The following is an 11,603-nucleotide window of genomic DNA, read 5'->3' as shown; positions in this document are numbered from 1 at the left end:
ACAAGGTCTAAATTAAGACCTTGTTTTAAAGATAAATTATTTGATTTTGTCGTTTAAAGCTTTTTTAATAACTTTTACACCTTTGTAAAAACCACAGTATTTACATGCTTCATGTGGAATAATTTGTTGATTACATTGTTTACATTCTACTAATGTTAATGCTTCTAATGCATGGTGACTTCTTCTTAAATGTTTTCTTTGTTTAGAAGTTTTTCTCTTTGGTACAACTGCCATTTTTTCTCCTTACATTTAATTAAACTAATTTGATAATCGCCATTTTAGCATTATCGCCAGCACGATTAGCAATTTTTATTATTCTTGTATATCCACCATTACGAGTAGCATATTTAGGAGCTAAAACATCAAATAGATATTGAACTGAATCTTTATTTGCCACTTGTGAAGGAATTAATCTTAAAAATTTTAAAGCTTGTCTACGAGTTGCTAAAGTATTTTTCTTACCTAAAGTAATCATTTTTTCAGCGTTTGATCTAATTCTTTTAGCTCTTTCTAAAGTAGTTTTAACTTGGCCATTAACTAGTAAATCAGTAACTAAACTTCTCTCAACATGATTTCATCATTCAGTATTTCTACGAAATAGTTGTTTTGGATTTGCCATTATTCGTTTTCTCCTTCGTCTGCATTAGTATCTAAATCATCTTTATAGTCGTCATGAGCATAATCATTATTACTTAATCATTCGTTTCTTCTATCAATAATATCTTGAACAGATTTTTTTCCTAAATTTTTAATGTTTGAAAGTTCTTCATCTGTTAATTTAACAATTTCTTCAACTGTGTGATATCCAGCTCTTTTTAAAGCATTTAATGATCTTATTGTTAAATTTAATTTTTTAATTGCAATTGAAGCTTTAGGAATTTTATTTGATTTATCTTTAATTTCTTCAAATAATTCAGTTGCTTCTAATAAGTTAACGTTTCCAATTATTTGGAAATGTGCAACTATTATTCTAGCAACTTGTTCCATAGCATCTTTAGCTTCTAAAGTACCATCTGTTTCGATTTGAATTTTTAATCTTTCTTCTATTGTTTTTGATGAACTATTTAGATCTTCATAACTAAAGCCAACTTTTTTAATTGGGCTAAAGTCACTATCCATAGCAATAAATTGTCCTCTTTTGATTTTACTTTCTAATTCAGGACCTAATTCTGAAATTAAGTTTTTGTTTTCTTCAAAGTCAACAAAACCTCTACCTGAACGCAAGAATAAATCAAATTCTAAAGCACCATCTTTTGCTAATGTAGCTATATATTGATCTTTATTAACAATTTCCATTCCTGGAACACATTCTATTTCTGAAGCTAGAACTTCTCCATCATGTGTTGATCTAAATGAAACTTTAATAATATCATCAAAAATAAACATATCTGGATCATATGTGAAACGAATTTTTCTTATATTAGCGATTAATGTTATTGCGTCCTCTTTAATTCCTGAAATGGTTTGGAATTCATGCTCAACATTATTAATTTTAATTGCAAATGGAGCAACTGATGTAACAGAAGATAATAAAGTTCTTCTTATTACAGTTCCTAAAGTATTACCATATCCTCTTAATAAAGGTTCGATAACAAAAGTTGTTTTAAAATCGCTAACTTTTTCTTGAATTAATTCTTTATAAGTAATTTTTTGTATTTTTTCCATAATAAACTGACTCCTATTTTTCTTTAATACCTATGCTCTTTTTAAAATTTTCTTTGGAGGACGAGTACCATTATGAGGAGTTGGGGTAACGTCTTTTACTTCTTTAACAATAAAACCGCTGTTTTCTACTTGTTTTCTAGCTGTTGATTTTCCAGGTCCAACACCTTTAACTAAAATACTTACTTCTTTTAAACCAAATTCTTTAGCTTTTTCAGCTGCAGCTGCAGCTGCTAAACCGGCTGCATAAGGAGTTTTTTTCTTGGTTCCTTTATATCCAATAGCTCCTGATGAGCTTCATGCAAAAACATTTCCTTTTAAATCTGAAAATGAAACAATAGTATTTTGATATGTAGAATGAATGTGAGCTACACCTTGGGTAATAACTTTTTTATTTTTCTTAGCCATTATTATTTACCTTTCTTTCCTGCTATTGTTTTTCTTGGACCTTTTCTAGTTCTTGCATTTTTCTTTGTAGATTGACCACGAACTGGTAAACCTTTTCTGTGTCTTAAACCACGGTATGATTTAATTTCCATTAATCTTTTAACATTTAAATTAATTTCACGTTTTAAATCACCTTCAGTAGGGTATTTTTTAGCTTCATCTCTGATACGAGTTAATTCTTCTTCGCTTAATTCTTTAACTCTTTTTTCTCCATCAACATTAGCATTTACTAAAATTCTTTTTGCTAATGATTGACCAATTCCAAAGATGTAGGTTAAAGAAATACGAACTTTTTTATTATTTGGAATTTCTATATTTAAAATTCTAGCCATCTTTTATCCTTGTCTTTGTTTATGTTTAGGGTTAATGCAAATTACACGATTAACTCCATGTCTTTTTATTATTTTGCAATCTTTGCAGATACGTTTAATTGAAGCTCTAACTTTCATTTAGTCCTCCTTAATTATTTATGTCTAAATACAATTCTACCCTTAGTCATATCATAAGGGCTAATTTCAACATCTACGTGATCCCCTGGGATCATTTTTATATTGTGAAATGACATTTTTCCAGAAATAAATGCTTTAATTTCTAAACCATTTTCTAATAAAACATCATAGTCTTTTGTTGAATGCATTTTTGTAATTTTACCAGACATTTTGATTGCGTCTTTTGCCATTAAATGTTATCTCCTGATAAGATATAAGCTTGATCATTTTCAATCAAGACAGTTTGTTCATAATGAGATGTATTATATCCTAGTGGGTCATAAACTGTTCAGTTATCATCTTTTACTAAAACCAATTTAGACTTTTGTAAAATCATAGGTTCAATACATATTACCATACCATTTCTTATAATAGGTCCTGTATTGGCTATACCATCATTATAAACATATGGATCTTCATGAAGACTTCTTCCTATACCATGTCCACAATAATCATCGGGTGTAAAATAACCTCTTTTTTTAATTAATGTTCCAATAGCTTCAGAAATGTCTCCAATTCTTTTGCCTACTTTTATTGCATTAAAGCCGGCATAAAAAGCGTCTTTTGCTACTTGAATTAATTTTTTATCACTTTCTTTTATGTTTCCTACTCCTTTTGTAAAAGCAGAATCTGAATAAAATCCTTGATATTTAACTCCTGTGTCTATTTTAACTATATCGCCATCTTTAACTTTATAGTCACTTGGAATTCCATGAATTAATTCTTCATTTACAGAGATACAGCATGTTCCTGTAAAACCATATTGCCCTAGAAATGCTGGCTCTCCACCTCTTTTTTTAATTTCTTTAAAAGCGACGCTATCTATTTCTTTTAAAGAAACTCCTGGTCTTATGAAGTTATAAATAATTGTTTTTACTTCTGCCAGGATAGCGCAGGCTTTTTTTATCTTTTGGATTTCAAGATCATTTTTTATGATGATCATCCTAAAGCCTTTTTAACGTCTGCATATACTTTTGGAAACTCTTGAAAACTATCGATTTCTATGAGATTGCCGATTTTTTTGTAATAATCGATTAGAATTTGAGTTTCTTTTTCATACACTGACAAACGCTTTTCTATTACTTGTGGTTCATCATCAGGGCGTTTAATTACTTCTGAACCACACTTTGTGCAGTATTTGTTTTCTCTAGGAGGATGAGATTCTAGATGAAAAATTGTTTTGCAATTTGGACAAATACGACGTTTTGATAAACGATCAATAACTTGATCTTTAGTAATTTTTAAAAAAATAACTTTATCTATCTTTATATTTTTTTGTTCTAATGTACGCAAGAAGTCAGCTTGTTCAATTGTTCTTGGATAGCCATCTAAAATAAATGCTTGTTCTTGTTCAACTAAAGATGTTAATCTTTGCTCTACTAATTTATTTGTTAGTGAATTATCAACATAACCTCCAGAATCTAAAACTGCTTTTATTTGCAGCCCTAATTCTGTTTGGTTTTTGATTTCTGAACGGAACATATCACCTGTAGAAAGTTGAAAATATTCATATTCTTTTACAAGTACAGAAGCAATTGAACCTTTGCCAGCCCCTGGAGCACCTAAAAATATTAGGTTAGGTTTTGTATTATTCTTATCATGTGAGCACGAAGCATTACATGACTTACTATCTACTATCATATTAAATCTTCTTCTTCCTCTCCGTACATTTCTTTTAATTCTCTAATTGTTCTTCTTTTCTTGCTAATTCTTGTGATTTATAACGAGCTTTAATTTGTTGAATTGTTTCATAAGCCGTTGAAACTAAAATCATAACTGTAGTACCACCAAAAGCAATTGAAGCAGGCATACCTATCATTTGTTGAACAAATTGTAGAGAGCCTAAAACAATTAAGAATCCTGAAGAGAAAAATGATAATCTTAGAACAACATTTAATAAATATGTTTCTGTTTGTTCTCCAGGTCTTATTCCAGGAATATAAGTACTACTTTTAGCAAAATCTTCACTAATTTTATCAATTTTAGATTGTTGTATACCCATTAAAATAGTTAAACCAAATGTAATTAGTATAAATAAGAAAAATCCTAAAGGTTGAGTAAATTGAAGATTTGCATAAACTCATTGATAGTATCTGCTTGTATTAGGATTAAGCATATTTGCAATCATTGTGGGAACACCAAGTATCATCATTGAAAAAATAACACTCATTATTCCGGCAGGATTTGCTTTTAAAGGTAAATAGCTTAATTCCTCAGCATTTTTTGAAAGACCAGCTCCAACTTGTTGAATTGGAATTCTTCTTTCTGCAATAGTAAATATAACAACTATAAATATAGTTAGTAAATAAACTAATATATAAACAGCATAATTAATTATTTCTTGTAAAACTAGATTTGTTTGTTTTGCTGAAGGTATATAGTATTGAAAAGCACTTTTGAAACTTGGAATTAAACCAGAGGCAATTCCAACAAAAATCATAACACTTGTTCCATTACCAACACCTTTATTAGTTATTTGTTCACTTAAAAATAGTGAGAAAAATGAACCAGCAACTAATATCATAGGCAAAATGAAATATTGATATACTTTTTGACCAGATGGTCCTAAAACCTTTAATAATGCTGGTGAAAAAGTAATTCCAAAACCTTGTCTTGGGTTAATTAATGCTATTGTAATTAATAAAGCTTGAACAATTGCAAATACTAATGTAGCAAGATAAGTTATAAAATTAATTTTTATACGCCCTTGTGGGCCTGATTGACTTAACCGATAAATTGCCGGAAAGGCTTTAGTTTGCAATATCATCATAACTAAACTTGATGATATAAATGGTCCGATTCCTAAGGCAACTATTGAAAATTGTCTTAGTCCACCACCACCTACTAAATTTAGAATTCCAAAGAAATCTCCTTGACTAAGTCTATCTGGGTTGGCTAAATTTACACCCGGAATGGTTAATGTTCCGGCCGCTAAAAAAAGTGTCATGATAAACAAAGTGAAAATGATTTTTTTAAACAAATCATGATTTTTTCATCAATCAGATCATGCTCCTTTTCTAGAATTTAGAAATTTATCAAGCGCTATTTTTCTTTCGATTTTAGCGTTTTTAAGTTCCTTTTCTAATTGTTTTTTAGCCATTATTTAACCTCGATTTTTCCTCCGTTTTTTTCAATAGCTACTTTAGCAGCTGCTGAAAGAGTAGGAACTTCAACTATTAATTTTTTAGTTAATTTTCCATTAGCTAAAATTTTAACAGGCATAGCACGTTTAATTAAATTTTTTGATGCTAAGCTTTCGTATGAAACAACTTCGCCATCTTGGTAAGTTCTTTCTAAATCAACTAGATTAACTACTTGATATTCAACATGGTTTACATTATTAAAACCACGTTTTGGGATTCTTCTAAATAATGGAAGTTGTCCCCCTTCAAAACCTAATCTTACTGTACTTCTTTTAGTTTGACCACTTTGTCCTCTACCTGCTTGTTTACCTTTACCAGCAGCGTGTCCACGACCAACACGGTGTTTTGCTTTACGTGCTCCTGGAGTTGCTTTTAAATTATGTAATTCCATTTCTGCCTCCTATTATTTAGATGTTAAGTGTTTTATATCAATGTCACGTAATTTTGCTATTTCTTCTACTGTTCTAACTTTTTTAAGAGCTTTTATAGCAGCTTGGACAATGTTTTGTTTAGCTCTTGAACCATAAGTTTTAGTTGAAATATCAGTATAACCTGCTAATTCAACAACAGCACGTACAGTGTTTGAAGCGATAATTCCAGCCCCTTTAGGTGCAGGACGTAATTGAATTCTTGAAGCCAAGAATTTTTCTTGAATTTCGTGAGGAATTGTTCCGTTTACTACAGGAACTGAAAATACGTTTTTAGTTGCATCTTTAACTGCTTTTTTAATAGCGTCTTGAACTTCGTTAGCTTTTCCGTGTCCAAATCCAACTTTACCTTTTTTATCCCCAACAACTACATAAGCTGAGAATGAAAATCTACGTCCACCTTTAACAACTGTGGTAACACGAGCAATATCAATAACTTTTTCTTCGTATTGTTTTGTAGGTAATTCTTTTTTAGGTGAAAATTGTCTTGGTCTTCTTTCTGTGTTTTCTTTATTATTGTGTGATTTTTCTTTAACTTCTTTTTTAACTGAAGCAACAACTTGTGTACCTTGTGATTGTTCTTCAGTATTTTTCTTTAATTCTTCAGCCATTAGAATTTAATCCCTTCTTCTCTTAAAATATCACAGAAAGCAGCTAATCTTCCATGGTAAATGTAACCTGAACGGTCAAATACTATTTCAGAAATTTTTGCAGTTTTTAATTTAGTTGCAAAATCTTTAGCAACTAATTTAACACCTTCAATATTATTTTTTGAACTTAAGTTTAATGATAAAGTTGATGAAGATACTAAAGTTGTATGAGTTGAATCATTAACTGCTTGAGCATAAAAGTTTTTTAGTGATTTAAATACTGTTACACGTGGACGTGATGCTGTACCTTTAGATAACTTGTTTGTTATTTTTAAGTGTTTTGCAACTCTACGATCATTTCTTGATAACATTTTATCTCCTTTTAACTTCTGCTATTTAGCAGCAGTTTTTCCTTCTTTACGTCTAATAACTTCATCTTTATACATAATTCCTTTTCCAGAATATGGACTTGGTCTTCTAATATCTCTTAAGTTCGCAGCGAATTCACCAACAGCTTGTTTGTCAATTCCACTGATAATAATATTTGTAGGTTTTGGAACTTCTACTTTTAAATTAGATGGTAATGTTTTTAAAACTGGGTGTGAATATCCAGCGATAATTTCAATTTCATTTCCCTTGATGGTTGCTTTATAACCAACCCCTTTAATTTCAATTTCTTTTTTGTAACCTTCAGAAACACCAATTAACATGTTTTTAATATTTGCGTTTGTTGTTCCATGTAATTGTTTTGTAGTTTTTTCTTCGTTTGTTCTTAGAGTAGTTATTTCATTATTTTCAATCACAACATTGATAAGTGGTGAAAAAGTATATTCTAGTTGTCCTAATTTACCTTTAACAGTAATATGGTTATTGTTTAATGTAACTTCAACTCCAGCAGGAATTGTTAAAATTCTTTTTCCAATTCTAGACATTTTTAAATCCTAAATTATCAAATGAAAGCAACAACTTCGCCACCTAAGTTTTGATTTCTTGCTTCTTTATCAGTTAATAATCCTTTAGAAGTTGAAATAATTGCTGTACCATAACCACTTAAAACTCTTGGTAATTTATCAGCTGAAGAATAAACTTTTAAACCAGGTTTTGAAACTCTTTTAATTCCAGAAATAGCAGATTGATTTTGATTTAAACCTTTATATTTTAATGTAATTTTAATTTGTTTAAATCCTTTGCCTTCAGGTTCAACTACTGCAAAGTCAGTAATATATCCTTCTGCTTTTATAATTTCTAAAATTTTTGTTTTCTTAACTGAATGAGGAATCACTACTTCATGATATTTTCTTGAAATAGCATTTTTCATTCTTACAAACATATCTGCAATTGGGTCAATAATAATAGCCATAATTATCAGCTCGCTTTCTTTACACCTGGAATTTTTCCTTCGTGTGCTAACTCTCTAAAACAAATTCTACAAATTTTATATTTACGTAAAACAGCGTGAACTCTACCACATAATTGGCAACGTGTGTATTTTCTAACACCAAATTTTGGTTGACGTTCTGCTTTTACCATTAAAGCTTTTCTTGCCATAATGTCTCTCCTTGTTAATTGTTACCTTTTGCAAAAGGCATTCCTAAATGTTTTAATAATGCAAATGCGTCTTTATCGTTTTTTGCATCGGTTACAATGATAACGTCCATACCTTTTAATTTACGGATTTTATCAAATGAAATTTCTGGGAAAATGATTTCTTCTTTTACACCTAAAGCGTAATTTCCGCGACCATCAAAACTTTTTGTTGAAACTCCATTAAAGTCTCTAACACGAGGTAATGCAACGTTAATTAATTTTGTTAGGAAAGATCACATTCTATCACGTCTTAATGTTACTTTTCCTCCCATTGGCATTCCTTCACGTAATTTTCATGATGCTAATGATTTTTTAGCAACTGTTTGATAAGGTTTTTGACCTGTAATTTGTTCTAATTCGGTCATAACTTCTTCGATAGCTTTTGAGTTTGAAACTTCATTTCCGGCAGTCATGTTAATAACAATTTTCTTAAGTCTAGGAGCTTGCATAATGTTTGAATATCCTAATTCTTTAACTAATGCTGGACGAATTTCATTTAAATATTTTTGTTCTAATGCTAATTTTGTCATACTTTCTCCTATTAAATTGCCTTGTTAAGTTTCTTTAAGAATCTTTGTTTTTTGCCAGTTTTGCTATCAACTTTAAATCCAATTTTTGTTCCTACTGAATGTTGTCCTTCAGCACCTTTTTTAGCTAAATAAGCTACGTTTGAAACATGAACTGGAAATTCTTTTCTTTCAATTTTTCCTTCTGTATTTTCTTGAGAAGGTTTGTGGTGTTTTGTTTTTATATTAATTTCTTTTAATAGAACAGTGTTGTTTTTTCTGTTTGTTGCTAATACTGAAGCAAATTTACCTTTGTCTTTACCTGAAATAACTAAAACTGTATCATTTTTTCTAATTTTAGCTTGAGACATATTATAAAACCTCCGGAGCTAATGAAATTATTTTTAAGTAACCTTTATCACGTAATTCTCTTGCCACAGGGCCAAATACCCGTGTTCCTCTTAATGTACCATCATCTTTAATTAACACAACTGCGTTATCATCGAATCTGATCTTTGATCCGTTATCACGCATAACACCTCTTTTTGTTCTAACGATAACAGCTTTTAAAACTTGCCCTTCTTTAACAACACCATTTGGAATAGCTTTTTTAACTGTAACAACAACTACATCACCGATATTTGTTGATCTAACAATTGAACCACCTAAGTTTTTAATAATCATTACTTCTTTAGCGCCTGAATTGTCAGCTACATTACATCTAGAAAATTCACTAAGCATTTTCTTGTCCTCCAATAGCGTGTGATCTTATTTCAACTAATCTAAAGTGTTTTGTTTTTGAAAGAGGTCTTGTTTCTTGAATTTTAACAACATCACCTAGTTTTGCTTCATTTTTTTCATCATGAACAGCAAATCTTTTTGACTTTTTAAAACGTTTTGAGTATAATGGGTGTTTTTCATATGTTTCAACTACAACAATAATTGTTTTGTCGTTTTTTGTAGAAACTACTGTTCCCACAAGAGTTTTACGACGGTTTTCTCTAATTTGTGCTTCCATTATTTTTTATCTCCTTCAGCTAGTTTTGTTTGTAATGCTGTTAATGCTCTAGCGATATCTTTTCTAACAAGTTGAATTTTGTGTGTTTGATCTAATTGACGGGTACCATTTTTAAAACGTAGAGAAAATAATTCTGCTCTTAAATCTTTTAATAAATCTTTTAATTCTTGTGTTGATTTATTTTTTAATTCTTTATAAGACATTATTTAGCCTCCACTTTATTTTCTTCGGTTACTTCTTTTGATACTATTTTTCAAGTAACAGGTAGTTTGTGACCACCTAATCTTAAGGCATCTTTCATTGTTTCAGTTGTATTACCTAAAACTTCAAACATAACTGTTCCTTCTTTAACAACAGCAAATCATTGATCTGGGCTACCTTTACCAGAACCCATACGAACACCAATAGGTTTGCTTGTTTTTGACATGTGAGGGAATATTTTAATAATAACTTTACCTTCACGACCCATACGACGGGTAATAGCAATACGAGTTGCCTCAATTTGACGTGCACTAATTCATGCTGATGAAGTAGCTTTTAAACCATACTCACCAAAAACTACAGTATTGTTTCTATGTGCTTTAACTTTGTCATGACGAATACGGAACATTTTTCTATGTTTAGTTCTTTTTGGTTGAAGCATGTCTTTCTCCGTCCTTTCTTAAAGGTCTTCTAGCACGTGGTTTTTCTTCTAAAGGTTTTCTTGAATCTTTTGAATTTAAGATTTCTCCTAAAGATACTCAAACTTTAATTCCTAAGATACCATATGTAGTTTTAGCTGTTGTAACAGCATAGTCAACGTCTTGTCTTAAAGTATGAAGTTTCATTTCACCTTCAGTATAACCTTCAGTTCTAGCCATATCAACACCATTTAGACGGCCTGAAACTGATGTTTTAATACCTTTAGCTCCAGCTTTCATTGCAGATCTAATTGCAAATTTTTGAGCAATTCTGAAACTTCTACGGTTTTCTAATTTAACTGCAATGCCTTCAGCTAATAATCTTGCATTTAAATCAGGGTTTTTTAGTTCTACTACATTAATAGTAAAATTGTCTTTTCTTGTTCTTAGTTCTCTTTTTAGAGCTTGTGTTAATGCTTTAACATTTTCTCCATTTGTTCCTAAGAATGCTGCTGGTTTAGCAGTATGAATATATACTATAACATGACCAGATTGATCTCTTTTTATTTGTACATTACCTATTAAATATTCACGAACCTTTTTATCAAAGAAATCGTAAATTTTTTGATCTTCTAATAAAAGAGATGCAAATTTGTCTTTATCAGCGTATCAAACTGTGTTGTGGTTTTTTGTAATACCATAACGAAAACCATTTGGATTAACTTTTTGACCCATTATTTATCTCCTTTTTTTAGATTTTCAGTTCCAATTTCTGAAACTTCAATATAGAAATGACTTGTTCTTTTTAAAATAGCGAATGCTCTTCCACGTCCGTGTGGTTGGAATCTTTTTAATGTAGGTCCATCGTTAACTAGAATTTTTGAAACATATAACTTAGTTGCATCTAATCCAGCATTATTTGTTGCGTTAGCAATTGCTGAGTTAAGTAATTTTAAAATTATTTTAGAAGCTTTTTTATGTGTTGTTTGTAAAATCACTATTGCTTGTGCAGCTGATTTATAACGAACTAAATCTGCTACTAATCTTGCTTTTCTTGGGCTAATTCTTTGCATGTTCACTGATGCGTGAACTGTTTTATTTAATAATTCCATAA

Annotated in this window: 24 protein-coding genes; all 24 read right to left on the bottom strand. The window is 30.2% G+C overall.

Annotated elements, in window-relative coordinates; genetic code table 4:
• Positions 1 to 36: 36 nt before the first annotated feature.
• From rpmF to rplV, 24 genes are read right to left on the bottom strand one after another with little or no spacing between them, the layout of a single operon-like run.
• A complete protein-coding gene (rpmF, locus tag EGN60_RS02155) occupies positions 37 to 234 on the bottom strand; it encodes a 50S ribosomal protein L32 (RefSeq protein WP_124724450.1) in 198 nt (65 codons plus the stop codon).
• Between the two features lie 19 nt (positions 235 to 253).
• Positions 254 to 619: a 50S ribosomal protein L17 gene (rplQ, locus tag EGN60_RS02150; protein WP_124724449.1), complete on the bottom strand. Its 366-nt coding sequence runs from the start codon at positions 617 to 619 to the stop codon at positions 254 to 256.
• A complete protein-coding gene (locus EGN60_RS02145; protein ID WP_124724448.1) occupies positions 619 to 1,665 on the bottom strand; it encodes a DNA-directed RNA polymerase subunit alpha in 1,047 nt (348 codons plus the stop codon). Before EGN60_RS02145 ends, rplQ begins: the two co-directional genes overlap by 1 nt.
• Before the next feature lie 30 nt (positions 1,666 to 1,695).
• Entirely contained in the window at positions 1,696 to 2,070 is a 375-nt protein-coding gene (rpsK, locus tag EGN60_RS02140; protein ID WP_124724447.1) for a 30S ribosomal protein S11, read from the bottom strand.
• Between the two features lie 2 nt (positions 2,071 to 2,072).
• Positions 2,073 to 2,441: a 30S ribosomal protein S13 gene (rpsM, locus tag EGN60_RS02135; RefSeq protein WP_124724446.1), complete on the bottom strand. Its 369-nt coding sequence runs from the start codon at positions 2,439 to 2,441 to the stop codon at positions 2,073 to 2,075.
• Positions 2,442 to 2,444: 3 nt separating this feature from the next.
• Positions 2,445 to 2,558 carry a 50S ribosomal protein L36 gene (rpmJ, locus tag EGN60_RS02130; protein ID WP_002881082.1) on the bottom strand — a complete coding sequence of 38 codons (114 nt, stop codon included), beginning with the start codon at positions 2,556 to 2,558 and terminating at the stop codon, positions 2,445 to 2,447.
• Between the two features lie 14 nt (positions 2,559 to 2,572).
• The gene (gene infA / locus EGN60_RS02125) at positions 2,573 to 2,788 is read right to left on the bottom strand and encodes a translation initiation factor IF-1 (protein ID WP_124724445.1); all 216 of its coding nucleotides are present in this window, start codon (positions 2,786 to 2,788) and stop codon (positions 2,573 to 2,575) included.
• Positions 2,788 to 3,540 (bottom strand): type I methionyl aminopeptidase, encoded by a 753-nt coding sequence (gene map / locus EGN60_RS02120; RefSeq protein WP_124724444.1) that lies wholly within the window; start codon positions 3,538 to 3,540, stop codon positions 2,788 to 2,790. Before map ends, infA begins: the two co-directional genes overlap by 1 nt.
• A complete protein-coding gene (locus tag EGN60_RS02115; RefSeq protein ID WP_124724443.1) occupies positions 3,528 to 4,238 on the bottom strand; it encodes an adenylate kinase in 711 nt (236 codons plus the stop codon). Before EGN60_RS02115 ends, map begins: the two co-directional genes overlap by 13 nt.
• Before the next feature lie 34 nt (positions 4,239 to 4,272).
• A complete protein-coding gene (gene secY, locus EGN60_RS02110; protein ID WP_245979631.1) occupies positions 4,273 to 5,697 on the bottom strand; it encodes a preprotein translocase subunit SecY in 1,425 nt (474 codons plus the stop codon).
• Positions 5,697 to 6,131 carry a 50S ribosomal protein L15 gene (rplO, locus tag EGN60_RS02105; RefSeq protein WP_124724442.1) on the bottom strand — a complete coding sequence of 145 codons (435 nt, stop codon included), beginning with the start codon at positions 6,129 to 6,131 and terminating at the stop codon, positions 5,697 to 5,699. The genes secY and rplO overlap by 1 nt, the downstream gene beginning before the upstream one ends.
• A gap of 12 nt (positions 6,132 to 6,143) precedes the next feature.
• Positions 6,144 to 6,779: a 30S ribosomal protein S5 gene (rpsE, locus tag EGN60_RS02100; RefSeq protein ID WP_124724441.1), complete on the bottom strand. Its 636-nt coding sequence runs from the start codon at positions 6,777 to 6,779 to the stop codon at positions 6,144 to 6,146.
• Positions 6,779 to 7,129, bottom strand: a complete 351-nt coding sequence (gene rplR, locus EGN60_RS02095; RefSeq protein ID WP_124724440.1) for a 50S ribosomal protein L18 — start codon at positions 7,127 to 7,129, stop codon at positions 6,779 to 6,781. Before rplR ends, rpsE begins: the two co-directional genes overlap by 1 nt.
• A 21-nt stretch (positions 7,130 to 7,150) precedes the next feature.
• Complete coding sequence (gene rplF, locus EGN60_RS02090; RefSeq protein WP_124724439.1) at positions 7,151 to 7,690, bottom strand: 50S ribosomal protein L6; 540 nt, start codon at positions 7,688 to 7,690, stop codon at positions 7,151 to 7,153.
• A gap of 14 nt (positions 7,691 to 7,704) precedes the next feature.
• The gene (gene rpsH / locus EGN60_RS02085; RefSeq protein WP_334198914.1) at positions 7,705 to 8,112 is read right to left on the bottom strand and encodes a 30S ribosomal protein S8; all 408 of its coding nucleotides are present in this window, start codon (positions 8,110 to 8,112) and stop codon (positions 7,705 to 7,707) included.
• A gap of 8 nt (positions 8,113 to 8,120) precedes the next feature.
• Positions 8,121 to 8,306 (bottom strand): type Z 30S ribosomal protein S14, encoded by a 186-nt coding sequence (locus EGN60_RS02080; protein WP_124724437.1) that lies wholly within the window; start codon positions 8,304 to 8,306, stop codon positions 8,121 to 8,123.
• 14 nt (positions 8,307 to 8,320) lie between these two features.
• Positions 8,321 to 8,875, bottom strand: coding sequence for a 50S ribosomal protein L5 (gene rplE / locus EGN60_RS02075; RefSeq protein WP_124724436.1), 555 nt, complete (start codon positions 8,873 to 8,875; stop codon positions 8,321 to 8,323).
• Between the two features lie 11 nt (positions 8,876 to 8,886).
• Complete coding sequence (rplX, locus tag EGN60_RS02070) at positions 8,887 to 9,222, bottom strand: 50S ribosomal protein L24 (protein WP_124724435.1); 336 nt, start codon at positions 9,220 to 9,222, stop codon at positions 8,887 to 8,889.
• Position 9,223: 1 nt separating this feature from the next.
• Positions 9,224 to 9,592: a 50S ribosomal protein L14 gene (rplN, locus tag EGN60_RS02065; RefSeq protein WP_124724434.1), complete on the bottom strand. Its 369-nt coding sequence runs from the start codon at positions 9,590 to 9,592 to the stop codon at positions 9,224 to 9,226.
• Complete coding sequence (rpsQ, locus tag EGN60_RS02060) at positions 9,585 to 9,869, bottom strand: 30S ribosomal protein S17 (RefSeq protein WP_124724433.1); 285 nt, start codon at positions 9,867 to 9,869, stop codon at positions 9,585 to 9,587. Before rpsQ ends, rplN begins: the two co-directional genes overlap by 8 nt.
• Complete coding sequence (gene rpmC / locus EGN60_RS02055) at positions 9,869 to 10,072, bottom strand: 50S ribosomal protein L29 (protein ID WP_124724432.1); 204 nt, start codon at positions 10,070 to 10,072, stop codon at positions 9,869 to 9,871. The genes rpsQ and rpmC overlap by 1 nt, the downstream gene beginning before the upstream one ends.
• Entirely contained in the window at positions 10,072 to 10,512 is a 441-nt protein-coding gene (gene rplP, locus EGN60_RS02050; RefSeq protein ID WP_124724431.1) for a 50S ribosomal protein L16, read from the bottom strand. Before rplP ends, rpmC begins: the two co-directional genes overlap by 1 nt.
• Positions 10,490 to 11,224 carry a 30S ribosomal protein S3 gene (rpsC, locus tag EGN60_RS02045; protein WP_124724430.1) on the bottom strand — a complete coding sequence of 245 codons (735 nt, stop codon included), beginning with the start codon at positions 11,222 to 11,224 and terminating at the stop codon, positions 10,490 to 10,492. Before rpsC ends, rplP begins: the two co-directional genes overlap by 23 nt.
• The gene (gene rplV / locus EGN60_RS02040) at positions 11,224 to 11,601 is read right to left on the bottom strand and encodes a 50S ribosomal protein L22 (protein WP_170149953.1); all 378 of its coding nucleotides are present in this window, start codon (positions 11,599 to 11,601) and stop codon (positions 11,224 to 11,226) included. Before rplV ends, rpsC begins: the two co-directional genes overlap by 1 nt.
• Between the last annotated feature and the right edge of the window lie 2 nt (positions 11,602 to 11,603).

The organism is Mycoplasma struthionis, from assembly GCF_003855455.1.
Lineage (GTDB): Bacteria > Bacillota_I > Bacilli_A > Mycoplasmatales > Metamycoplasmataceae > Metamycoplasma > Metamycoplasma struthionis.
Note: the sequence above shows the minus strand (reverse complement) of the source record. Positions and strands in the feature narration are given on the sequence as shown.